The 22,503-nt window shown below is 59.5% G+C and carries 20 protein-coding genes; 7 read left to right on the plus strand and 13 right to left on the minus strand.

What is annotated here, in order from left to right; all coding sequences use genetic code 11:
* Positions 1–53: 53 nt before the first annotated feature.
* On the minus strand, positions 54–866 hold the full coding sequence (locus tag FKG94_RS20725) for an amidohydrolase family protein (protein ID WP_142928854.1): 813 nt from the start codon (positions 864–866) through the stop codon (positions 54–56).
* Positions 867–1,529: 663 nt separating this feature from the next.
* On the opposite strand from FKG94_RS20725, the gene FKG94_RS20730 reads away from it, so the two are divergent.
* Positions 1,530–1,955 (plus strand): c-type cytochrome, encoded by a 426-nt coding sequence (locus FKG94_RS20730; RefSeq protein WP_218943592.1) that lies wholly within the window; start codon positions 1,530–1,532, stop codon positions 1,953–1,955.
* Positions 1,956–2,000: 45 nt separating this feature from the next.
* On the opposite strand, the gene rep is transcribed toward FKG94_RS20730, so the two are convergent.
* Positions 2,001–4,019: a DNA helicase Rep gene (gene rep, locus FKG94_RS20735; protein WP_142928855.1), complete on the minus strand. Its 2,019-nt coding sequence runs from the start codon at positions 4,017–4,019 to the stop codon at positions 2,001–2,003.
* A gap of 377 nt (positions 4,020–4,396) precedes the next feature.
* Here rep and FKG94_RS20740 point away from each other — a divergent pair, with 377 nt between their 5' ends.
* Positions 4,397–6,094: an EAL domain-containing protein gene (locus FKG94_RS20740; RefSeq protein WP_142928856.1), complete on the plus strand. Its 1,698-nt coding sequence runs from the start codon at positions 4,397–4,399 to the stop codon at positions 6,092–6,094.
* 577 nt (positions 6,095–6,671) lie between these two features.
* Here FKG94_RS20740 and FKG94_RS20745 read toward each other — a convergent pair.
* Together FKG94_RS20745 and FKG94_RS20750 are read right to left on the minus strand one after the other, a co-directional pair.
* Complete coding sequence (locus FKG94_RS20745; protein WP_142928857.1) at positions 6,672–8,168, minus strand: YifB family Mg chelatase-like AAA ATPase; 1,497 nt, start codon at positions 8,166–8,168, stop codon at positions 6,672–6,674.
* A gap of 190 nt (positions 8,169–8,358) precedes the next feature.
* Positions 8,359–8,628 (minus strand): accessory factor UbiK family protein, encoded by a 270-nt coding sequence (locus FKG94_RS20750; protein WP_142928858.1) that lies wholly within the window; start codon positions 8,626–8,628, stop codon positions 8,359–8,361.
* Between the two features lie 339 nt (positions 8,629–8,967).
* Here FKG94_RS20750 and FKG94_RS20755 point away from each other — a divergent pair, with 339 nt between their 5' ends.
* From FKG94_RS20755 to FKG94_RS20770, 4 genes are all read left to right on the plus strand, one after another.
* Complete coding sequence (locus FKG94_RS20755; RefSeq protein WP_142928859.1) at positions 8,968–9,642, plus strand: TorF family putative porin; 675 nt, start codon at positions 8,968–8,970, stop codon at positions 9,640–9,642.
* 165 nt (positions 9,643–9,807) lie between these two features.
* Positions 9,808–10,146 (plus strand): P-II family nitrogen regulator, encoded by a 339-nt coding sequence (glnK, locus tag FKG94_RS20760; protein WP_142928860.1) that lies wholly within the window; start codon positions 9,808–9,810, stop codon positions 10,144–10,146.
* Positions 10,147–10,176: 30 nt separating this feature from the next.
* Positions 10,177–11,445, plus strand: coding sequence for an ammonium transporter (locus tag FKG94_RS20765; protein WP_142928861.1), 1,269 nt, complete (start codon positions 10,177–10,179; stop codon positions 11,443–11,445).
* Between the two features lie 275 nt (positions 11,446–11,720).
* Entirely contained in the window at positions 11,721–12,059 is a 339-nt protein-coding gene (locus tag FKG94_RS20770; protein ID WP_142928862.1) for a P-II family nitrogen regulator, read from the plus strand.
* A gap of 93 nt (positions 12,060–12,152) precedes the next feature.
* Here FKG94_RS20770 and FKG94_RS20775 read toward each other — a convergent pair whose 3' ends face one another.
* Together FKG94_RS20775 and FKG94_RS20780 are read right to left on the minus strand one after the other, a co-directional pair.
* Positions 12,153–13,028, minus strand: a complete 876-nt coding sequence (locus FKG94_RS20775; protein WP_142928863.1) for an SDR family NAD(P)-dependent oxidoreductase — start codon at positions 13,026–13,028, stop codon at positions 12,153–12,155.
* A 43-nt stretch (positions 13,029–13,071) separates the two neighbouring features.
* Positions 13,072–13,689 carry a TetR/AcrR family transcriptional regulator gene (locus tag FKG94_RS20780; protein WP_142928864.1) on the minus strand — a complete coding sequence of 206 codons (618 nt, stop codon included), beginning with the start codon at positions 13,687–13,689 and terminating at the stop codon, positions 13,072–13,074.
* A 261-nt stretch (positions 13,690–13,950) separates the two neighbouring features.
* Here FKG94_RS20780 and FKG94_RS20785 point away from each other — a divergent pair, with 261 nt between their 5' ends.
* Complete coding sequence (locus tag FKG94_RS20785; RefSeq protein ID WP_142928865.1) at positions 13,951–14,193, plus strand: hypothetical protein; 243 nt, start codon at positions 13,951–13,953, stop codon at positions 14,191–14,193.
* Between the two features lie 245 nt (positions 14,194–14,438).
* Here the strand turns inward: FKG94_RS20785 and FKG94_RS20790 are convergent, their stop codons facing one another.
* The 7 genes from FKG94_RS20790 to FKG94_RS20820 form a co-directional block, all read right to left on the minus strand.
* Entirely contained in the window at positions 14,439–15,176 is a 738-nt protein-coding gene (locus FKG94_RS20790; RefSeq protein ID WP_142928866.1) for an HAD family hydrolase, read from the minus strand.
* Positions 15,173–16,144 (minus strand): tyrosine recombinase XerC, encoded by a 972-nt coding sequence (gene xerC, locus FKG94_RS20795; RefSeq protein WP_142928867.1) that lies wholly within the window; start codon positions 16,142–16,144, stop codon positions 15,173–15,175. The genes FKG94_RS20790 and xerC overlap by 4 nt, the downstream gene beginning before the upstream one ends.
* The gene (locus tag FKG94_RS20800; RefSeq protein ID WP_142928868.1) at positions 16,141–16,839 is read right to left on the minus strand and encodes a DUF484 family protein; all 699 of its coding nucleotides are present in this window, start codon (positions 16,837–16,839) and stop codon (positions 16,141–16,143) included. Before FKG94_RS20800 ends, xerC begins: the two co-directional genes overlap by 4 nt.
* Complete coding sequence (dapF, locus tag FKG94_RS20805; RefSeq protein WP_142928869.1) at positions 16,839–17,672, minus strand: diaminopimelate epimerase; 834 nt, start codon at positions 17,670–17,672, stop codon at positions 16,839–16,841. The genes FKG94_RS20800 and dapF overlap by 1 nt, the downstream gene beginning before the upstream one ends.
* Before the next feature lie 71 nt (positions 17,673–17,743).
* Positions 17,744–19,000 (minus strand): diaminopimelate decarboxylase, encoded by a 1,257-nt coding sequence (gene lysA / locus FKG94_RS20810; RefSeq protein ID WP_142928870.1) that lies wholly within the window; start codon positions 18,998–19,000, stop codon positions 17,744–17,746.
* Between the two features lie 74 nt (positions 19,001–19,074).
* Complete coding sequence (lptM, locus tag FKG94_RS29610) at positions 19,075–19,359, minus strand: LPS translocon maturation chaperone LptM (RefSeq protein WP_142928871.1); 285 nt, start codon at positions 19,357–19,359, stop codon at positions 19,075–19,077.
* A gap of 267 nt (positions 19,360–19,626) precedes the next feature.
* Positions 19,627–22,500 carry a class I adenylate cyclase gene (locus FKG94_RS20820; protein WP_142928872.1) on the minus strand — a complete coding sequence of 958 codons (2,874 nt, stop codon included), beginning with the start codon at positions 22,498–22,500 and terminating at the stop codon, positions 19,627–19,629.
* Between the last annotated feature and the right edge of the window lie 3 nt (positions 22,501–22,503).

Consider the following 22,503-nt stretch of genomic DNA (forward strand, 5'->3'; position numbering starts at 1 on the left):
GTCGGTGCTGAACCGCAACAATACTGATCTCCACCTGCCGGCGTCCATGTTCGCTACAGCTTAAATACCCGCCGCGCATTCCCACAGAGAAACGCCTCGCGCTGGGTATCGGCCAGGTCCAGTCCGTCCAGGCCGGCGAGGCACTGGGTGGGTGTCAACATGGGCCAGTTGGTGCCGAACATCACCCGCTTGCGGCCGGGGCCCTTGAGAAAGGCCACAAAGTCCGGTGGCAACCGGTGCAGGGCATAGGCTGAAGTGTCGACATGAAAATTGGGAAACTTGACCGTCAGGGAAACCAACTCGTCGACCCAGGGAAAGCCCACATGGCCCCCCACCACCACAAGTTCCGGGAACTCCAGCAGCACGTCCTCCAGGTAGGGAATCGGGCGTCCGGTTTCCGAGCGCCGCAGTGGGCCGGTGTGGCCGATCTGGGTGCAGAAAGGCACCCCGGCGTCGATACAGGCGGCGTAGATCGGGTAGTAGCGCCGATCGTTCGGCGGCAGGTCCCACAGCCAGGGTACCACTCGTACTCCGACAAAGCGCTCGCCGTCCACCCACCTGCGGATGTCCCGCACCGCCTGCATGGGGTTGTGCAGGTCGACCGAGGCGAGTCCTCGAAAACGCTCAGGCGCTGCGTCTATCTGGTCACTCACCTCTTGGTTGGTTATCAGCGCCCCATCGGGTCCGTGCCAGGCCGACAGCAGCGCCAGGTCGATACCGGCGGCATCCATCGCCTGCAGGGTCGAGGCGGGCGTGGGCAGCATGTCGTCTTCATTCTGCCCGGTCCAGCGCAGCAGAGTTGCCAGCCAGGGCGCCTTGGCCATGCGCGGTGTTACGATTTGCGCCCATACGTCAATCGTGTTCATTGTGATGACGGTCTCCGTTTGCAGGCGATCGCGTGGGGTCGCGATGCCGGAAAGCCAACTCTAGCGCTTAGCGGATAAGATTAATACCGGAACGCCGGTATCGTTTTGACTGCGACGCCTGCAAAGCTGCCGCTGTGGGTGTGCCGAAATTTGCGTTCGCGATTGCGCGTCTTTGCCGGTGGTGACTGCCAGCGTTACTGCGCCGATTTCCCCCTTCCTGCTGCCAGGGTCTATGCTTAACCGTGAGCCCGGTGCTTCGCCATATGGCGCCAGGGTCGCGTGGTTTGCGAGATTCGTGAGCGCAGTAGAGCGGCGGCGCCACACCATCGCGCGTCTGACAAGGCATGGCTCCCATTGGTCGTACGGCTTGGGTGGCATCGGTGGAGCGCCGGGCTGTACTTACCGGGGTAAGACCGGTCTGATTCAGGCTGCTATGGTTCAATGCCGCTTGAGTTCAGCTCAGCTTGGGTCCAGCCCGGTCTCGGGGCCAGGCAAACCCGGGCGCAAGGCTAACTTTGTCGCGCTGCGAATTATCGCTATAATGCCGCCTCGGCAAAATCGGTCCCCTGAGTTTGGTTACAGCTGGCGGGCCATCTGCATTAACCTCCCCAGACGCCATGGGCCAATAACGCCAAGGGCTGAGAGCATTAAGAGGAAACCATCGTGAGCCAACTGAAAAATATTGTCAGCCTGCTGGGTGCAGCCGGTCTGGGGCTGGTGCTTGTGGCCGCCGCCTACGCTGCGGATCGCACTGAATCCCTGAAGGAGCGGATCAAGCCCTCAGGTGAATTGTGTATGGCGGGCGATGACTGTGCCGGCGCCGTGGTGGCTGCCGCCCCCGCCGGGCCGCGCTCCGGTGCGCAGGTGTACGATACCTCGTGTACCACCTGTCACGCCGTCGGCGTGTCCGGTGCGCCCAAGCTGGGCGCACCTGAGGATTGGACGGCGCGGCTGGATAAAGGGTTGGATACCCTCTACGCCAACGCCATCAACGGTATCAACGCCATGCCGGCCAAGGGGCTGTGTATGGACTGCTCCGATGACGAGATCAAAGCCTCGGTGGATTACATGTTGGAAAACAGCAAGTAAAGACTCACAACTCCCAGCGGGCAAGGATTGTGGCGGGCTTGCGACTCAGTCAAACATATTCAGCAGCCCGCTGAGGGTCGCCTCGCCCTTTTGCTGATTCTGCTCTGGGGAGTGCTGGCCAAAGCCCTCCCACTCCACTTCCTCTTCCGGCAGTTCCTCCAGAAAGCGGCTGGGCGAGGTCTCGATGACCTCGCCGAACTGCTTGCGCTTACCCGCCAGCGTCAGGGTCAAAGTGCGCTGGGCGCGGGTTATACCCACATAGGTGAGGCGCCGTTCCTCCTCGATATTGTCCTCTTCGATACTGCTGCGATGGGGCAGCAACTCCTCTTCCATGCCGACGATAAAGACGTGGGGAAACTCCAGGCCTTTGGAGGCGTGCAGGGTCATTAACTGCACCTGGTCGGACAGGTCCTCCTCCTCCTGGCGCTCGAGCAGGTCGCGCAACACCAGCTTGGCGATAGCCGCCTCCAGCTGACTGTCGTCGGCGCTGTCCTCGTCGCCGCGCTGCTCCAGCATCTTGCGGATGGATTCCACCAGGTACCAGACATTTTCCATGCGTCTTTCCGCCACCTTGGCGCTGCTGGCGTTCTGGTGTAACCAGCCCTCGTAATCGATATCCTCCACCATTTCCCTTATCGCCTGCACCGCGCAGCCCTGCCGAGCCCGGGTGCCGATACCCCGCAGCCAGGCGGTAAACCGCTGCAGCCGCTCGACACCTTTTTGCGGAATCTGGCTCTGAATGCCTATTTCCCCGCAGGCATCGAACAAGCTGATATGGCGTTCGGTGGCATAGCGGCCAAGCGCCTCCAGCGTGCTGGTGCCGATCTGGCGGCGCGGGGTATTGATGACGCGCAAAAACGCATTGTCGTCGTCCGAATTTACCACCAGGCGCAGGTAGGCCATGATGTCCTTGATCTCGGTACGGGCAAAAAACGAGGTGCCGCCGCTGATGTTGTAGGGAATCTGGTGCTGTTGCAGTTTCAGCTCCAGCAGGCGCGACTGGTGATTGCCGCGGTAGAGCACCGCGAAGTCGCGAAATTTGATCTGCCGGTTCAGGCGCTGGGTCAGTATCTCGGTGGCGACCCGTTCCGCCTCGCCGTCCTCATTGGGGCAGCGGACAACCCGGATCGGTTCGCCAAACGCCATCTCGCTCCAGAGAGTTTTCTCGAACTCGTGGGGGTTATGGGCGATCAGGTGATTGGCGGTCTTCAGCACCCGCTGAGTGGAGCGGTAGTTCTGTTCCAGTTTGATAACATTGAGGTTCGGGAAGTCGTGCCGCAGCAGCGACAGGTTTTCCGGGCGGGCGCCGCGCCAGGCGTAGATCGACTGGTCATCGTCGCCCACCACCGTCAGTGCGCCGCGCGGCCCGATCAACTGTTTCACCAGCAGGTACTGGCTGGAGTTGGTGTCCTGGTATTCGTCGACCAGCAGGTAGCGAATTTTGCGCTGCCAGCGCTCCAGTACCTCCGGATTGTCCTGGAACAATTGCACCGGCGTTAAAATCAGGTCGTCGAAGTCCACCGCATTATAGGCTTTCAGGGCCTGGTTGTAGCGCTGGTAGATCAGGGCTATGGCTTCCTCGCCGCGGCTGGCAGCCCGGCTGGCGGCCCCCGCCGGGGTGGTGAGGTCGTTTTTCCAGTTGGATATCTGGTGCCGCACCCGGTCGAGGTGGTCGGTATCCAGGTCGCCGTCCTTCAGCATCAGCTCTTTCAGCAGGCTGCGGGCGTCCTCGGCGTCGAATATGGAAAACCCCGGCTTGAAGCCGAGCTGTTTGTATTCGCGGCGGATGATAGTGAGACCCAGATTGTGAAAGGTTGAGACGGTCAGGCCCTTGGCGCCCTGGCGGTTGACCAGGCCGGTAACCCGCTCGCGCATTTCCCGGGAGGCCTTGTTGGTAAAGGTGACCGCCGCAATGTGTCGCGCCGCCAGGCCGCACGCCTCAATCAGGTAGGCGATCTTGCGGGTGATGACACTGGTTTTGCCGCTGCCGGCGCCGGCCAGTACCAGGCAGGGGCCGTCGATGTAGCGCACGGCTTCGCGCTGTCGGGGGTTGAGTTGGGTCACGTCGTCTACTCATGTCGGCTACTCAGGTCGGCTACTACAGACGGTTATTGGCAGAATCTTGCGGGCCATAGAAATAGCGGGTCCGCTGAGGTGCAGTCGGGCCGGCGGCGATCAGGCGTTGTAGTAGCCCGGCATTGTAGCAACCCGGCATTGTGATTCAACGTCTACCGATTCACAGCGCCGGACAAATACAGGCAGGCGGAGCTGTGAAATATTTACCTTGGCCCGGCTAAATTGGAATTGCTACAGTTTCAGTGCTAAACGTAAGACATGATTATGGCAACGGGTGCCAGCAGGCAGTCGTACTTCGTTGTGAACTTTTCACCTGGTAATTGTGGCAGGAGGTCTGACACCCTTGCGTCACGGCGCGCACTGTCATGGATACCACAATAAAAATCTTATTCATCAATAACGAACACGCGGAGTATCTGCTGGTGGGCGACCTGCTGCGGCAGGTGCGTCATACGGACTATCGGCTGACCTGGTGCGATCGGCTCGAGTACGCCATGGATGAACTGATGACCGATCAGTACGACGTGGTGCTGCTCGATTATCACTGGGGCAACGGCAATGGCCGCGACCTGCTGGAGGGTGCCCGCACCATGGGTTGCCAGGTGCCGATCCTGGTGATGACCGATGAGATGGAGGCGGAACTCGACCGGCAGATTATCCGCACCGGTGCCTCTGACTACCTGGTCAAGGGCAGTATCGACTCGCAACTGCTGGAGCGCACCCTGCGCTATGCGATCGAGCGCAAGGCGGCGGAGTTGAAACTGGCCAGGCTCGCGCACTACGACATCCTTACCAACGTGCCCAATCGCATCTTGTTCCGCGACCGTCTCGAACACGCACTGCAACTGGCGGAGCGGGGCCAGCGGCCGTTTACCCTGATGTATATGGACCTCGATGACTTTAAGCTGGTTAACGACAGCTATGGTCACGATGTCGGCGATGCCCTGATTCGCGCCTGCGCCGAGCGACTCAGTACCTGTATGCGCAAGAGCGATTCCGTGGCCCGTATCGGCGGCGACGAATTCACCATTCTATTGGAGGCCACCGCCTCCACCACCAGCATCGTTCATATCGCGCAGAAGATAGTGACCGAGATTACCCGGCCCTATTATTTGAGCGGCCAGCAGGTAACCATCGGTTGCAGCCTGGGCATCGCGGTGTACCCGGATGCCGGCCGCGACGCCGACACGTTGCAAAAGCATGCGGATATGGCCATGTATCAGGCGAAGCAGGAGGAGGGCAGCACCTACCGGTTTTTCACCGAAGTGATGAATGAGCAGGCGCGCCGGCAATTGGTTTTGGAAGGCGAGTTGCGGCAGGCGTTGAGCGAGGGTGAATTTGTACTTCACTACCAGCCCCGGATCGATATCGGCAGCGGTAATATGGTGGCGTTGGAGGCGCTGATCCGCTGGTGCCATCCACAGCGGGGGCTGTTGATGCCGGAGGCGTTTCTCGCCACCGCGGAGAGCTCCGGGCTGATTGTTGATATCGGCTATTGGGTGGTGCAGCAGGCCTGTGAGGATTTACGGCGGCTGCGTGCGCTGCAGTCGCCGGCGTTGAATGTGGCGGTGAACCTGTCGCTGCGGCAGTTTACCGACAACAGCCTGGTTACCCGTATCGCCGGCATTCTGGCTGAGACGGGAGTAGACAGCCGCCACCTGGAATTCGAACTCACCGAAACCACGGTGATGGCAAACCTCGACCGGGTCAGTTTGTGTATCCGCGCCCTGGCGCAGATGGGGGTGAATTTTGCTTTGGATGACTTCGGTACCGGGGTTTCGTCGTTTGTTCACCTGCAGCGCATACCCTTGTCCACACTGAAAATTGACCGGCAGTTTATCGATAACATCGACAGCAACGCCAACGACCGCCGTCTGGTGCGGTCCATGATCGCGTTTGCCCACAGTATGGAAAAAAACGTGGTGGCGGTCGGGGTGGAATCAAAGGCCCAACTGAGTTTTTTGCGCCAGTGCCGCTGCGATCAGGTGCAGGGTTTTCATCTTTGTGAGCCTGTGGCGTTTGATGAGTTGGATCGGGTGTTGGCATTGAGAGCCAGTGGTTAACAGTCATTATGGTAAATGTTTGGGGTCAGACCTGAATGGCACTTGGTTAAGCAAAACTGTGCTAATTGACCGGCCTGCCTCTGGAGAGGGCTTTCAGAAACACGTCGTGAACCCGTCCCTGGGGACTTCTCTACAGCATCCCTGCTGTCGAGAGTTTCTGAAAGCCCTCTCCAGAGGCAGACCTACCCGCAGTATTCTTAAGCAAGACCAATACGACTGGGACAGAGATCGGTAAATGGGTGCAAGGTCTCTTAACCAAGTGCCATTCGGGTCAGACCTGAATGGCACTTAGTTAAGTAAAACTGTGCCAGTTGATCGGTCACCGCTCCAGCCACATCGATCTCGATTAATTGTACTGGAGGTAGGTCTGGCCCTGGCTGAAGCCTTCAGAAACTCTCGACAGCAGGGATGCTGTCGTGAAGCTCCCAGGGACGGGTCCACAGCGTGTTTCTGAAGGCTTCAGCCAGGGCCAGACCGGTCAATTAGCACAGTTTTGCTTAAGAAAGTGGGATTCATGTCAGAGTGAAATTAAATAATGTCCAGTGATGGCGGCTCCGGCAGCACCACCATAACCCGCCTAACCCTTCCGGTTTAATCCGTGATAGGTGATTGCCTCGGCCAGGTGCGGTGTCTTCATAACGTCCTCCCCGCCCAGATCGGCAATGGTGCGCGCCACTTTCAGAATGCGATGGTAAACCCGCGCAGAGAAGCCGAGTTTGTTCATGGCCCGATCCAGCAGTTGCTGCTGTTGTCGATCCAACCGGCACAGCTTTTCCACCTCCCGGTTATTCAGTTGCGCATTGGTTTTTTGCTGGCGCTTTATCTGTAGCGATCGACATTGGAAGACCCGTTCGCTCACGACGGCGGTTGTCTCACCGCTATGGGTCGATTGCAATTCACTGTACCGCAACTGTAAAACCGGCACCTGCAAATCGATCCGGTCCAGCAGGGGGCCGGAGAGCTTATCCCGGTAGCGGCGCAACTGATCCGGCGTGCAACTGCAGCGGCCGTCGTTCGCACCTTGATAACCGCAGGGGCAGGGATTCATAGCGGCAATCAACTGGAAGTCGGCCGGAAAGCGCACCTGCGCGCGGGCCCGGGAAATACATATCTCGCCGGACTCCAGCGGCTCGCGCAACACTTCGAGCACCTGGCGCTGGAACTCGGGCAGTTCGTCCAGAAATAGCACCCCCTTGTGGGCCAGGGAGATTTCACCGGGCTTTGGCTGGCTGCCGCCGCCGACCAGGGCCACCGCCGAGGCAGTGTGGTGGGGCGATTGAAATGGCCGCCGCAGCCAGCAGCCGGCGACATCGGCCCCGGCTACCGAATGCACGGCCGCCACCGCCAGCGCCTCGTCGTCGTCGAGGGGCGGCAGCAACCCGGGCAGGCGACTGGCGAGCATGGTTTTGCCGGTGCCGGGCGGACCGTAAAACAGCAGGTTGTGGCCGCCGGCGGCGGCGATTTCCAGTGCGCGTTTGGCCTGCACCTGGCCTTTTACATCGCTTAAGTCCGGGTAATCCGACGTTGTGGATAGCACTGCGGGTTCCGCCCGGGGCAGGGGTTCGCGGGCGCGCAGGTGGGCGCAGACCCGTAGCAGATTGGTGGCAGTAAATACCTGGGTATCGGCACAAAGAGCAGCTTCGGCACCATTGGCCCGGGGCAGCACCAGCATTCTGCCGGCTTTTCCACAGGCGATAGCGCCGGGCAGGCACCCGCGCACGCTGCGCAGGTCGCCGGACAGTGCCAGTTCTCCCAGAAATTCGTAGTCCCGCACTTTCTTGCCGGGCAGTTGATCCGAGGCAATCAAAATACCCAGGGCGATGGCCAGGTCATAGCGACCGCCCTGTTTGGGCAGATCCGCCGGCGCCAGGTTGATAATGATGCGCCGGGCCGGGAAGTCAAAATGGCTGTTGAGCAGTGCACAGCGCACCCGTTCTTTGCTCTCTTTGACGGCCGTTTCGGGCAGGCCGACGATGGAAAGCCCGGGCAGGCCGTTGGAGAGATGGGTTTCCACGGTAACCAGTGGGGCGTCGATGCCGATTTGGGCGCGACTGTAAACGATAGCGAGCGACATAAGCCTTCCTTAGCTTGAAAACAAGAGCTTGAAAAAACAGCTTCCCTGAAAAAACGATCGCGATCCGGCTGTGGCTTCGGGACGCGACTGCGGCCTGTAGTGTAATCCAAATCACGCCCTTTGTTGTAGAGCCCAGCCAACCGCACTCACCCGCCGGCCTGCGGTCTGGGCATGGAGTGCGGTGCCGGCATCACTTCTGTTCCGGCGCCGGCAGCGACGCGATTGTCGCGCTCAGTGTCGTTACCTCTTTCTCCAGTTGCTCTACTTTTTCCCGCGTGCGCAACAGCACTGCGGCCTGCGCATCGAATTCCTCCCTGGTAACCAGGTTCAGTCGGCCCAGTGCCGACTGCAGCAACGCTTGCAGTTCTTTTTGGGGCAGTACGCCACCACGTTGCACCAGGGCCTCGCTCAAGTCCTCGGCGAGATGCTTAAACAGTTGCTTGGGCAGTGGGGGAAACATGACAAAGCCTTTCATCGACGGACTGGGCGAACAATTTTAACGCAATTGGCGCACTTTGTCGGCCGCGCCAGCGCCATGCACCATTTTTGCTCCCGCACCAGCGCGGTGCCGTTGTGGCTGCGCAATTGTGGTGCGCCGGTAGCTCGGTAGCTTCACGTGAGGCGCTCCCAGGTGACCTCGTTTTTCTTTAACTCGTTGTTTTATAAAGCCTAAAGAGAGTTGGCCCGGTCTGTGCTAAATGACATCTACCTTTGACTCAGACAAAGACCGTGCGGGTGTAACAATAACGGAAAACGGCATGGGCAAGGGCTCACAGAGAATCTACTTAGGAGGAAGACAATGAAAAAACTAACTCAACTGGCAGCCGGCATTGCCCTCGTTTCTGGTGCCGCGGTTTCCCAGGCGGTCGAGATCACCGGCAATGTCACCCTGGCCACCGACTATGTGTTCCGCGGTGTTTCCCAGACCAACGAAAAAGGCGCGATTCAAGGTGGTTTTGACGCGGACTTCGGCAATGGTTTTTACCTGGGCACCTGGGCTTCGAATGTAGACTTTGGTTCCGAGGTGACCACCGAGATGGATTTCTACGGCGGCTATGGGTTTGAGCTGTCCGAAAATGTAGCTTTGGATTTCTCCTACATTTACTTCATGTATCCCGGTGATGAAGCAGCATTGAACTACCAGGAGTTTGTGGTTGGTCTGAGTGCTTATGACTTTGAATTCAGCGTAGTTTATTCCGATGAATACTTCGGCGACGGTGGTCCCGATGCTTTTGTTCTCAGTGCGGGCTACTCTTTTTCGCTCAGCGAAGCCACCAGTCTCGATCTGCACGTGGGCTTGACCGAGGCCGATGATGAGGTCGTTGAGGGTGAAGACAATTACATCGATTACTCCATCGGTGTAACCCACAGTGTGGCTGACCTCGACCTGGGCCTGACCTGGTACGGCACTGATATCGACGACTTTGATAACGCCGATGACCGTATTGTTTTTTCGATCTCTAAAAGTCTTTAACGAGTTTTAGAAAAGAGTCGGTAAGGGTTTTAAAAAAGACTTTAACGGCTTACAAAAAAGACTTTAACGGCTTATAAAAAACAGCCCTTAACGGTTTTTAAAAAAAGAACCCTTAATTTTCCCGCACTCCGGTGCGGGCTATAGCAATCCACTAAGGAGTGCATCATGAAACTCGTAACAGCGGTGATCAAGCCATTTAAATTAGATGCTGTGCGCGAATCTTTATCGGAGATAGGTGTACAAGGTATCACTGTCACCGAGGTAAAGGGCTTTGGCCGGCAAAAAGGTCACACTGAACTTTACCGCGGTGCGGAATACGTTGTGGACTTTTTGCCGAAAACACAAATAGAAGTCGCCATCAGTGAGACGCAAGTCGAGAGCGTTGTTGAAGCGATCAGCAAAGCGGCGCACAGCGGAAAAATCGGTGACGGCAAAATTTTCGTTTCCACACTTGAACAAGTTATTCGTATTCGCACCGGCGAGACCGGCGAAGACGCATTATAAAAAAGCTTTTTATTTCCTGGGAGATCTGCTATGGAAAACCAAATTTTCGAATTGCAGTACGCCATAGATACGTTTTACTTTTTGATCTGCGGCGCACTGGTAATGTGGATGGCGGCGGGGTTCGCGATGTTGGAAAGCGGGCTGGTGCGCGCTAAAAACACCACCGAAATCCTGACCAAGAATGTGGCGCTGTTTGCCGTTGCCTGCACCATGTATATGATTTGCGGTTACCACTTCATGTATGACGGCGGCTACTTCCTGTCCGGGGTCACTACCGTGGCCGGTATGGATGACGGGGCTATCGCCCAGGTGCTGGCGGACTCGGCGGAAAACGGTTTTGACGGCGATTCCGTCTACTCCGGTGCCTCCGACTTTTTCTTCCAGGTGGTATTCGTGGCCACGGCCATGTCGATCGTCTCCGGCGCGGTGGCGGAGCGGATGAAGCTGTGGGCGTTCCTGGCATTTGCCGTGGTCATGACCGGTGTTATCTATCCTGTCGAGGGCGGCTGGACCTGGGGTGGTAAAGAGGTGCCGTTGTTCGGCGCGCTCAACTACAGTGACTACGCCGGTTCCGGTATTGTCCATATGGCCGGTGCCGCCGCCGCCCTGGCAGGGGTTATCCTGCTCGGCGCCCGCAAAGGTAAATACGGTCCCAACGGTGAGGTAAATGCCATTCCCGGTGCTAATCTGCCGCTGGCCACACTCGGTATGTTTATCCTGTGGATGGGGTGGTTTGGTTTCAACGGTGGTTCTACGTTGAAACTCGGCGGTGTGGCTGTGGCCAACGAAGTCGCCAACGTCTTTTTGAACACCAACGCGGCGGCGGCCGGCGGTCTGATTGCGGCGCTGGCCGTGGCCCGCATTATTTTCGGCAAGGCCGATCTGACCATGGCGTTAAACGGTGCCCTGGCCGGTCTGGTGGCGATTACCGCCGAGCCGGCGGACCCCTCGCCCCTGGCGGCGACGCTGATTGGTGCGGTGGGTGGCATCATTGTGGTATTCAGCATCCTGGCACTGGACAAGTTGAAGATCGACGATCCGGTCGGCGCCATCTCCGTGCACGGTGTGGTGGGTTTCTTCGGTGTCATGGTAGTGCCGATTACCGATGGTGATGCGTCTTTCCTCGGTCAGCTTGGCGGCGCCGCGGTGATCTTCTGCTGGGTCTTTGTCACCAGCCTGATTGTCTGGGCTGTGCTGAAGGCGGCGATGGGTATTCGCGTCACCGAAGAGGAGGAATTCGACGGTGTCGATCTGGCCGAATGTGGTATGGAAGCTTACCCTGAGTTCACTACCAAATAAGCGTTTGGCGGCGGGCCGGCTGCGATACCGGCCCCGGTCTCCCGCCCGCCGCCACCGGGCGGGAGCTTTCGTTTACACCCTTGCGCCAGGTCAATTCGCCGGGATGATTTTACCGGTTTTTGCGTGTATGGTATGCCCTCGACAGCGTCACAGTCCGCTACGGATTGTCCTCCGGTGGGGCAAAGATTGAGAAAAAAATTGCGTTTGAGAGTCAAGTTGAAGCGTAATTTAAACGTAACACAGGTGGCGCAAGACCCATTATAAGGAAGCATCTGATGAAATTGATCACGGCTGTAATCAAACCGTTCAAACTCGATGACGTGCGCACCGCTCTGTCAGAGGTGGGTGTGCAGGGTATGACCGTTACCGAAGTCAAGGGCTTCGGCCGGCAAAAGGGGCATACCGAGCTGTATCGCGGCGCGGAGTATGTGGTGGATTTTCTCCCCAAAGTGAAGTTGGAGCTGGCGGTGGATGACGGCATGGTTGAGCAGGCTGTCGAGGCGATCACCAAGTCGGCGCAGACGGGCAAAATCGGTGACGGCAAAATCTTTATTACCGCCATTGAAGAAATTATCCGTATCCGCACCGGCGAGACCGGCAGCGACGCCGTGTGAGCATTCCCGCACTGGCGGGAATGACCGGGTAAAGTCCACCGGGTCTGGCAGACCGGCTTCGCAAGGCCATGCCAAGCCTAAAATGTAACAGGTTTAAAACGTCACTATCTCCTGATCGACGATATGCTGTAGCAGCGGACTCTTGGCGGCGCGCTCAAATGCTGCATCTATGGCGGCGGCGCGCTGCTGGGTGATGGGCCGGTAATTGGGGTGGGAGAAAATATAGAATTCACCCTGGTCCAGCGCCTCCACCACCCGCTTGCCGATAATGTTCACATCGATTCCATTCTCAACTGCCACGGCGGCGCCGCTGGCCATTTTCATTTGCTTTTCCGAGGGCGGCTGATCGGGCGCATAGCGGGCCTGGCGGTTGCGGTGCGACTGGTGAATGCGGGTTTTCACAAAAGCCGGGCACAGCACGGCCACTTTGATCTCGCGTGACTTCAGTTCCTCGCGCCAGGCTTCCGACAGCGCTACCACCGCGTGCTTGGTGGCGGTGTAGGGACCGGCAAACGGGGTGCCGGCCATGCCCGCCATGGAGGCCACATTGATGACCCAACCGCCCTCGCCCTGTTGTTTCAGCAGCGGAATAAAGGTTTGCGCGCCGTACACCACCCCCATCAGGTTGACGTCGATGGTCCAGCGCCAACCGGCCTCATCGGTATGTTCGGCATTGCCGGGAATACCGCCGACGCCGGCGTTGTTGACCAGCATATGCACCTTGCCGAAGTGCGCCAGGGTCTGGCGGGCGACCTCCTGCCACTGGCTCTCCACGGCGACATCCAGAGGTAGGGTCAGGACCGGAATCTGCTCGGCGGACAATTGCTCCTGCGCCACGGCCAGCTGCGCGGTGTCGATATCGGCCAACACCACGTTCATCCCCTGTTGGCCCAGGGCGCGGCCGATGGCCAGGCCGATGCCCTCGGCGCCGCCGCTGATGACGGCGGTTTTTCCTTTATAGTTACTCATGTTTTACCTCAACTCTTGGCTGTTGTGAAAATTGTGCCCGGTGTCAGGTGCCGGCGATTGCATTGATATCGCTGTGTTGTTGCAGCAGCGACCGCAGCATCGCCGGCAGCAGGTCGTCGAAACCGACGCCCTGGTTGAGCTGGCCGGCCAGGTGCAGCGACACCAGGCCGTGGACGGCGGCCCAAAACAGGTGCGCCAGGGTGGCCGGGTCGCCGCGCAGGCAGCCGCGGTCCACCGCCTGCCGGGTGGCGGCGAACAGCATGTTGCCGGTGTGTCCCTGGGCCGCCTCGGTCTGTGGAGGTGCCGGTAACTGGTGTCGGTGCACCACGTATAGCAGGCGGTAGGCGTGGGGGTGCTCGCGGGCGAAACGGATATAGGCGAGTGCCAGGCCCTCCAGGCGTGCCAGCGGATCGAGCTGTGCCGGTACCTGCTCCAGGTACTTGCCCAATTGGCCGAACAGGCGGCTGCGCAGGGCGGCGAAGACGGCGTCTTTGTTGGCGAAGTAGCGATAGGCCATCATCGGGCTGCACTGCATGGCTTTGGCGATACCGCGCATGCTGACGGCATCGTAGTCGGCGTTTTTGTACAGCTCATAGGCCGTGTCGCAAAATTGGTCGCGAAAGCGGTTGATTTGATCTGGACTGAGCGATTTGCGGGCCATCGGGGGATGCTAGGTCATAAAGTTTACGTTGTAAATTAAATATATGATGCCATCGGCCGCATAAATAACCCAGGGTTGGGAGGATCGGCGAGCTAAGATCAAATTAGCCTAAAAATTGTCCTGTGCGGGACTGGCGAAGAAACACTGCTGCGCTATAAATATTCTCGCTCGGCGCGCAAGCTTGCAGCTAAGCGGCGACGCTTGCCGGTAGTGTCTTGTAACCGGCAGAACCAGGCCCGATTTAATTGGTTAGGTGATCGCATGGCAACGAAGAATCCTCCGGCGCGCGATGGTGACGCTGGTGTCGAGAAAGAGTTTTTTGGTAGTAGAGATGACCACGCGGAGGGACGCAGTGTGTCTTCACGTGACCGCTTGCGCGGGCAGTTACAGGATGAGGTTGAAAAGTTTCTCAGCCAGGGCGGCAAGATCGACCGTGTGGACCCTCATGTGACGGCGGACCCGCCGAAAAAGCCGAACAGTAGTTATGGCAGTCGGCCTATTTAGGTTGGCTGGTGCGATGCCTGTCCCAAGGACTTTCCTTTGGCATCTCTCCCGGCGGCACGGTGCGGGGACAGGTTTTACCTGTCCCCCTTGAGCGGGACCACGTACTCTCAAACAGCACTGCTTTCGGTGGCACGGTGCCGCTAAGAGCGCTTACAGTCAGCTTGAAGACAAAAAGAAATCGCAGTAGACCAAACAGGTGGCTCCAGAAAGGGGAGTGGCACCATTCTAGGGGGACGCAACTAAAGTTACGTCCCCGCACCGTGCCGCCGAGAGAGACGCTGTTCGATGTCAGCTACTGCCTGCGGTATTTCGCTGAGACACGCAACCTCGGCATCCGGCCTGCAGCTCGACTCGCGCCAGGGCTCGCCCTCGCGATTCACCCAAATCGTCTGTATACCCAGGGCCGCAGCGCCGAGAATATCGTCCCGCGGACTATCGCCGATATGGATACACTGGCGCGCCTCGACTTGAACGTGCTCGAGCGCGGTCGTGAACGGCACCGGTGACGGCTTGCTGGCATTCAGGGCCTCAGCGCTGTAGTGAAAATCAAAGTAGTTGTCGATACCCAGCCGCCGGGGACAGGCATTGCCGTTGCTGAGGATACCGAGCTGGTAGTGCCGGCCGAGCTGCTCGACCACGCCGAGCGCATGGTCAAAGAAGGTCACCCGGTGGCGAAAGTCCATAAACAGCTCAAATGCCTCATCACTGTGCTGTCGCGCCTCGGCGGCGCTGTAACCGCAGCCCTCCAACAGGTGCGCCAGCGATGAGCGGCGCATAATGCTGATCTGGTGCTTGAATTCAGGGTGTTGTTTCCAATAGGCAACCCGGGCCTCAAACAACGCCTCGGCCGAGTAGGCGCCGGTGAGGGTGGGGCAGTGGTGCTGCAACCAGCCGTACACCGCCTGTTCGGCTTTGCGCAGCACCTCGTCCACATGCCAGAGGGTATTGTCGAGATCGAAGGTTATCAGTTTGACAGCGGTCACTGGGGTGCCTCGGGACGGTTTTCAGGCGGCTCCAGGTTATCTGTTACACCGCCTTCTGCATTGCCGGTACGCCGGGCCCGCGGATGGGCCGCGTCGTAAACCCGGGCCAGGTGCTGGAAATCGAGATGGGTATAGACCTGGGTGGTGCTGATATTGGCGTGGCCGAGCAATTCCTGCACAGCGCGCAGGTCACCGCTCGATTCGAGCATATGGCTGGCGAACGAGTGGCGCAGCATATGCGGATGCACCGGCTGTTCCATGGCCTGGCGTTGACTGATCTGCTGCAGGCGTTGCTGCACGCTGCGCGGCTGCAGGCGGCCGCCACGCCGGCTGACAAACAAGGCCGGTTCGCCGGCGCCGGCCAGCTCTGCACGTGCCCGCAACCAGTCCCGCAGGGCCCGGCAGGCCATTTTACCGACCGGCAGCTGGCGGGTTTTGTTGCCCTTGCCCAGCACCCGCAGGCTGGCGTCGGCCAGGTCGATATCGGCGATATCCAGCGACACCAGTTCCGCCAGTCGCAATCCCGAGGAGTACATCAGCTCCACCACGGCGCGGTCGCGGCAGTCGATAGCACGCTTGCCGGGCAGGCTGACAAACTGGCCGGCCTGATCCACATCCAGGGTCTTGGGCAGGGTTCTGGCACTTTTGGGTGCACGGATGCCGGCGGCAGGATTGGCCTTGAGCCAGCCCCGGCGCAGGCAGAACTCGAAAAAACTGCGCAGCCCCGACAGCCAGCGTTGCAGGCTTTTGCCTCCGAGACCGCGGCGGTGCAGGGTTGCCAGACTCTGGTGCAGGTGAAAAGGCCGGATATCGGCCACGCGCTCAATACCCTGCTCGGCGCAATAGTGGCGCAACTTGTCGATATCGCGCTGATAGGCTGCGGCCGTGCGGGGTGAAAGCTGCCGCTCGGTCACCAGGTAACGCTGGAACGCCAGATTTTCCCGCTGTAACGGCAGCGGTTCGCTCATCGCCGCAACAGTTTCGGCGGCAGCATGCGGTTGAGCACTTCGCCGATATAGCTCAGAAACAGAGTGCCCATGCTGGAGCGATAGTACTTCGGATCGCGGTTGCCGATCGCCAGCAGCCCGAACGCATTGCCGTGAATCAGCGGCACTATGGCGGTGGAACCCACTTGATCAGCGCTGTCGCCAAACAGAAAGCGGCGCTCCGCCGGGCTCATGCTGCCACACATGGCGCGGTTGGTTTTCAGCACCTGGCCGATATGGGCGCGGGCCTCGCCGATACTGACTACCCGCGCCGCCGTCGACGGCAGGCGGGCGGGATCGCCGTAAAACAGCAGGGTGGTGAAGTGAATGTTGAATTCGTTGTCGAAGCTGTAGAACAGGGCATCCACCAGGTCGCCCAGGTCCTGGGCTTCGAGCAGGGCCAGAATCAGGCGTTTGGTTTTCTCAAACAGCTTGTCGTTGTCGCGGGCGTTATCGAGCAGTTTGCTCAGGCGGTGGCGCATATCCATATTGCGTTCGCGCAGCACCGATACCTGTCGCTCCACCAGGGAGATGGCGCCGCCGCTCTCATGGGGCAGGCGCAGGTCGGCGAGCAGTCCGGGATTTTTTACGAAGTAATCGGGATGCTGGCGCAGAAACTCGCTGACCTGCTCTTCGCTCAGGACCGTATCGCGGTCAATGATGGTGTGATCACTCATTAGATCTTTATCTGCCCGTGGAAAACTGTAGTTGCCGGACCGGTCATAGTCACTGCCTGCCCCTCTCCCGGCCAGGCAATGGACAGACTCCCCCCCGGCAGGTTGACCTTTACCTCTGAGTCTAACAGGTCCTGTAGGCGGCCTGCCACTACAGCGGCGCAGGCGCCGGTGCCGCAGGCCAGGGTCTCACCGGCACCGCGCTCGTAGACACGCAGGTTGATTTCGGTGCGTGACAGCACCTGCATAAAACCGGCGTTGACGCGACGGGGAAAATCGGGGTGAGACTCGACCCGGGGGCCCAGTCCCGCCACATCGGCGCTTGCCACATCCTCTACCCGGGTCACCGCGTGAGGGTTGCCCATGGAGACGGCGGCGATGGTCAGGCGAGTCTGGTGGTCCAGGGCAAGGGGGTAGGTGGTGGCCCGCTGCGGGGCCGTGAAGGGCAAGTCGGCCGGTGCCAGGCCCGGTACCCCCATATCGACACTGATCCCACCGTCGGCCCGTACCTGCAACACCATGATGCCGGTGGCGGTCTCCACCGCAATGCGATGCTTGCCGGTCAATTTGCGCTCGCGCACGAATTTGGCAAAGCAGCGGGCGCCGTTGCCGCAGTTCTCCACCTCGGTGCCGTCGCCGTTGTAGATCCGGTAGTGAAAGTCGACCTCGGGGTTGTTCGGCACCTCCACCACCAGCAGTTGATCGCAACCTACGCCGAAACGTCGATCGGCAATTTTGCGCACCTTCTCGCCGGTGAGTTTGATTCGCTGGCTGATGGCGTCGACCACCACGAAGTCGTTGCCGAGGCCTTGCATCTTGGTGAAACGTAGGCGCATAGTCGTCCTTCAGGGTACTTTCTTTATTCCGGCCTTTATTCCGGCCTTTATTCCGGCGCTTTTCGGCGCGTTCAAACCGGCGATTGCGGCAACAACTGTTCCCCGCGCACGAGGTGGTCGAAGTCCTCCCGTACCCGTGCCACGTGGACCTGTTGCCCGTCGATTAACAGCTCCGCGGCACGGCCGCGGCTGTTGTAATTGGAACTCATCGCAAAGCAGTAAGCACCTGCCACCATCATCGCCAGGCAGTCGCCGACCTCAAGATTGAGTTGGCGATCCTTGGCGATGAAGTCACCAGTTTCGCACACGGGGCCGACCAGATCCCAGGTATTTGCGGTGCCGTTGCGGGGTCTTATGGGCTTTACATCCTGCCAGGCCTGATACAGCGCCGGGCGAATATTGTCGTTCATGGCGGCATCGACAATGGCGAAATTGCGCTGCGCCGTTGGTTTCAGATAGATGACGCGGGTCAACAGGACACCGGCAGCGGCGGCAATGGAGCGGCCGGGTTCGAAAACCAACTCTACTTGTCTGTCTCCGAGACGGGCTTTGGCGGCGTTGATATACGTGGCCGGGGAGGGCGGGTCCTCATCCTGGTAAGTGACCCCCAGGCCGCCGCCCAGGTCCAGGTGGCGGATGGCGATGCCGTCCTCGGCCAGGTGATCCAGTAGCGCCAGTATCCGGTCCAGGGCGTCGAGAAACGGCGCCAGCTCGGTCAGTTGTGAACCGATATGAGAATCGATGCCAATGATCTCGAGGCTCGGCAACGCCTGTGCCCGCCGGTAGACGTCGCGGGCCTGATCGATATCCACCCCGAATTTGTTTTCCTTGAGGCCGGTGGAGATATAGGGATGAGTGTTGGCGTCGACATCGGGATTTACCCGCAGCGACACCCTGGCGGTGCGCCCCATCTGCGCCGCCACCTGCGCCAGCACCTCCAGCTCCGCCGCCGATTCTACATTGAAACAGTGCACCCCGGCGCGCAGTGCCTCGGTCATTTCCGCGGCGGTTTTACCCACGCCGGAAAACACCACCCGGGCGGGATCGGCGCCGGCGCGCATTACCCGCTGCAGCTCGCCGCCGGAGACGATATCGAAGCCGGCGCCGAGCTGTGCCAGTACCTGCAGCACCGCCAGGTTGGAATTGGCCTTGACCGCGTAGCAGATCATCCCGGGATGGTCGCCGAGCGCCTCGGCATAGGCCTGGTAAGCGCGGGTCAGGGCGGCCCGGCTGTAGACGTAGGTGGGCGTGCCATGGTCTCTGGCGAGGGCCTCGAGGGGGACGTCCTCGACGTACATCTCACCGTCGCGGTAGTGAAAATCTTGCATGTCGCTCTCGTCCTTCTCGTTCGTGGTTATCAATGGACAGTGTCGCCAGGGGAGTAAACGGGGCCGGCCCGGTGCTACCGGACAGTGGGGGCGGGCGGTTTGACTGTGGGCTTGAGTCGGGCTTCGGTAGGCTCTTCCCTCTCTTTTTCGGTTGAGGGCTCTCGATTGGCTGAGGGCTCTCGATTGGCTGAGGGCTCTCTATTAGCTGAGGGCTCTCGATTGGTCGAAGGCTCCTGACTGCCAGAAGGTTGCGGGTCGGTTGCCGGCTGCGGCAGGTACAGTGGACCTTTTTGACCGCAGCCGACCAGCGCCAACGCCAATAGCAGTGCGGTTGTGGAGGAGAAAATCGGACGGCCCATAGGGTGGTAACCTTGCGTCAAGCCAAAGCGGGCAAGTATAGCGGCTGGCGTGAGGTTCAGGCAATTGCGTCCCGTTGTGGTACAGAGACGCAGACTGGTGCCACTCCCCTTTCTTGAGGCACTCCCGCCCGCGGCACGGTGCGGGGACAGGTTTTACCTGTCCCCCTAGAATGGTGCCACTCCCCTTCCTTCAGGCACCACTTCCGGCGGCACGAAGGGGACCGGCCGGCCCTTGGCACATCCTTGCTACAGTAAACGCAACCCTTATCAAACCGATTGCAGCGAAAGATTCAACTGCATTTCGAGATCGGCCTTAATCCGCAGGTAATGGCTGATCTGCAGCCGGCCCTCCGGGGCCAGTTGCATGCGGCAGTTGGACAGGTCCAGATCGGTGATATGGCAGGGATAGCGCTCATCGTTGCTGCGGCGTGAAAGAATATGCTGGGCCACAGCATCAAACAGGTTTTCACCAAAGTCCAACTCGCTGAATTCCTTTTGATCGCAGTAGATGGTGTAGCAGATCTCGCCCGTATAATTGATATCGGCGATCACCTGCACATTGAAGAAGTTGAGCTTGTTTAAATCGGTGTTGACGCTGCGCCGCTCGCAGTGAGTGGTGCCCTGGGCACCGGACATCAATTCATAAAAGTCTATCGGATAGATACCGAAGCCGTCCTGCAACAGATCGGACTCGACACTCTGGCGGTCGATAACGGCGCGGATAAAGCGGTGCAGCGGCCGCAGCAGGGTCTGGTGATTGAGAAAGGGCGCCCGCATCTGCAGGATCGACCCTTTCTCATCCACCACATAGACATCCGCCTCGGTGTCGTCCAGTTGCCGGTAAAAAATCTGGATGGCAGTGTCATTGGCGAGATCGGCGATGATGCTGAGGGGATTGCCGCGCAGGGCGTAGCGATCCACCATCAACGGACTGTAGCTCGCCTGCGCCTGGCCGAGATGCTCCATCAGGCCTTCATTGTCGTGCAGGTGGCTGATATGGGGCTGGTTGTCGCGAAACTGCAGGCTGTAATAGTCGCCCGACATCTCAAACAGGTAGCGGGTATTGGACGGCCGTGTGCCGCTGTAAAAACAGGCCGCGACATCGCGCAGCAACTCCTCCACCCGCTGGCTGATGGCCACCCCCCGATTGGTGTTCAGGCAGCGAATGGTCAGTTGCGGCAGTGGCCGATTGGAATCCGGCGGGGTCAGGCGCAGGTAGTGCAGCAGGCAGTTCAGCAGCGCGTGATTGCCGAAGTGGTGGGTGCCCACTTCGTTCCAGGAATTCAGGCTGATCAGGTCGATGGTTGAAATCAGGTTTTCCCGCAGGCCGCTGAACCCCAGCGGATCGACGTGGCCGCTGAGCCGGTGGATGCCTTTTTGGTGCAGGTGGTGGTGCGGGTCGGTACCCACGTTGATCAGCAGCAGCAGCGACAGGGAATAGGCCTGGTGCTGAAAACTCTCGTGGGGGACGGGGCTGAGCGGCAGCGGCAGCCAGCGCTGCACCGCCTGCAGGGTTTGCAGCAGAGCACCGGCGGACAGATTGTCCAGCGACGAGGATACCTCACAGCGGGTTTGCTGGGTCAGCACGCCGTTGCAGTGGCACCAGGTGATCAGCTCCACCAGGTCGCGACTCTGCTTGATTGCCTGCTCGGTTTGAAACGGCTGGCCGGAGGGTGCCTCGGCGTAGGCGGTCCAGACGGTGCCGAGCTGGAAGCTGCCGACGACTTCGCGCTTTTCCTCGACAAATGTAATGAAGGGCTCGCTCAAATCCTGAGAGATATGCGGGTTGATCCATTCAACCTTGCCGGCCTTGCGCTCGAAGGCGGCGTGCAGCTTGCGACCGAGGATATTCAGCTCCTCGGCACTGATGGCGGCGTTGATATGGGTCTGGCGCGCGAAATCCACCAGAAACCGGTAGCTGTTGGTGAACTCGTTGACCAGCAACTGGCGCTCTTCCATCACCTGCTGGGCCTTCCATTGCGGGCGCGCGTCGAGCAGGCGCAACTGGTTTGCATCCCATCCCCACTCCTTGACCAGTTTTTCCAGCAGTGACCGCTGCCAGGATTTGGTGCGCCCTGTCAGCGCCTTGGTCAGGGGTTTGTTGACCTTGAAGTAAAAACAGCGGCGCAGCAGCTCCAGTCGCTCGAACTCCTCGCGCGAGGTCAGGTAGGTTTCCAGACGCCGGTACACCATGACGTAGGGGTCCAACTCATTGACATCGGTATGGCCGTCGTAGATAAGCTGTTTGAACGTCAACGACAGCGGTGAGATATCCGGGTGTTCCGCCGCATAGCACTCCAGCAGCATTAATTTCAGCACTGACTTGTAAGGCGACTCGATACCTTTGTAGAGCTGCCAGACGCCGGCGCCGATAAACTCGCCGCCGGGAATGGCCGCTATACTGCCGAAGTCGACTACATCTGCCGCGCGCATAAAGCGTTTGCCGAGCAGTGTTTCGGTGTAGGTGTCGTAGTCCCGCTCGCGGCCGGTGGGATTGAACCACCACAGTGGCGCGCGCCCGGCGATCAACAGACCGGTGCGGTAGAATTCGTCGAGCAGCAGATAGCGCTGGGCGCTGCCGCTGCCCTCGCTGTCGAGACTGGCGAGGTGACCCTTGCGAAAGCGCTCGCAGTCCATCAAAAAGAAATGGGCCTCCAGGCCCAGTTGCGCCGCCCAGCGACTCAGTTGCTGGCACTTGTGATCGAGGTCCGACAGCGCCGCCGCCTCCAGTCCCGGTTTGTGGCACACCCAGATATCCATATCGCTGCTATCGCTGTGAGCGACGGTGCCGACACTGCCCATGATGAACAGCGCCTGTACCTGGCGCTTTTTATGGGGCTCGCGGTGCTGGTGAAAGCTGCGGGCGAGACTGCGGGCCAGTTGCAGCTCCTCGGCCGACGGCGTATAAGCGGCTACGCCGCAGGGCGTCTGGTGGGAAACATAGCCGGGCAGCATCGGGTGATTGGTGTGAAATAGCAGCGGCAGCAAATCCAGAAAGATCTGCTGGCGTTCGGCCAGGGCCGAACGGGTGCGCTCGATACGAGCTTCGTTCAGTGTCAAAAAGCGGGTTCTAATGGCGCTTAAGAGTTTGCGATCGAGTCCTTCGTCGATAGATTCGGTGGAAATCTTTTGCGGCTGCATAAT

The organism is Exilibacterium tricleocarpae (assembly GCF_007004655.1).
Taxonomy (GTDB): Bacteria; Pseudomonadota; Gammaproteobacteria; order Pseudomonadales; family Cellvibrionaceae; genus Exilibacterium; species Exilibacterium tricleocarpae.

Coding starts and splice junctions, on each gene's coding strand:
- FKG94_RS20725 (WP_142928854.1), bottom strand. CDS start 866: ATGAACACGATTGACGTATGGGCGCAAATCGTAACACCGCGCATGGCC.
- FKG94_RS20740 (WP_142928856.1), top strand. CDS start 4,397: ATGGATACCACAATAAAAATCTTATTCATCAATAACGAACACGCGGAG.
- FKG94_RS20745 (WP_142928857.1), bottom strand. CDS start 8,168: ATGTCGCTCGCTATCGTTTACAGTCGCGCCCAAATCGGCATCGACGCC.
- FKG94_RS20750 (WP_142928858.1), bottom strand. CDS start 8,628: ATGTTTCCCCCACTGCCCAAGCAACTGTTTAAGCATCTCGCCGAGGAC.
- FKG94_RS20755 (WP_142928859.1), top strand. CDS start 8,968: ATGAAAAAACTAACTCAACTGGCAGCCGGCATTGCCCTCGTTTCTGGT.
- glnK (WP_142928860.1), top strand. CDS start 9,808: ATGAAACTCGTAACAGCGGTGATCAAGCCATTTAAATTAGATGCTGTG.
- FKG94_RS20765 (WP_142928861.1), top strand. CDS start 10,177: ATGGAAAACCAAATTTTCGAATTGCAGTACGCCATAGATACGTTTTAC.
- FKG94_RS20770 (WP_142928862.1), top strand. CDS start 11,721: ATGAAATTGATCACGGCTGTAATCAAACCGTTCAAACTCGATGACGTG.
- FKG94_RS20775 (WP_142928863.1), bottom strand. CDS start 13,028: ATGAGTAACTATAAAGGAAAAACCGCCGTCATCAGCGGCGGCGCCGAG.
- FKG94_RS20780 (WP_142928864.1), bottom strand. CDS start 13,689: ATGGCCCGCAAATCGCTCAGTCCAGATCAAATCAACCGCTTTCGCGAC.
- FKG94_RS20785 (WP_142928865.1), top strand. CDS start 13,951: ATGGCAACGAAGAATCCTCCGGCGCGCGATGGTGACGCTGGTGTCGAG.
- xerC (WP_142928867.1), bottom strand. CDS start 16,144: ATGAGCGAACCGCTGCCGTTACAGCGGGAAAATCTGGCGTTCCAGCGT.
- FKG94_RS20800 (WP_142928868.1), bottom strand. CDS start 16,839: ATGAGTGATCACACCATCATTGACCGCGATACGGTCCTGAGCGAAGAG.
- dapF (WP_142928869.1), bottom strand. CDS start 17,672: ATGCGCCTACGTTTCACCAAGATGCAAGGCCTCGGCAACGACTTCGTG.
- lysA (WP_142928870.1), bottom strand. CDS start 19,000: ATGCAAGATTTTCACTACCGCGACGGTGAGATGTACGTCGAGGACGTC.
- lptM (WP_142928871.1), bottom strand. CDS start 19,359: ATGGGCCGTCCGATTTTCTCCTCCACAACCGCACTGCTATTGGCGTTG.
- FKG94_RS20820 (WP_142928872.1), bottom strand. CDS start 22,500: ATGCAGCCGCAAAAGATTTCCACCGAATCTATCGACGAAGGACTCGAT.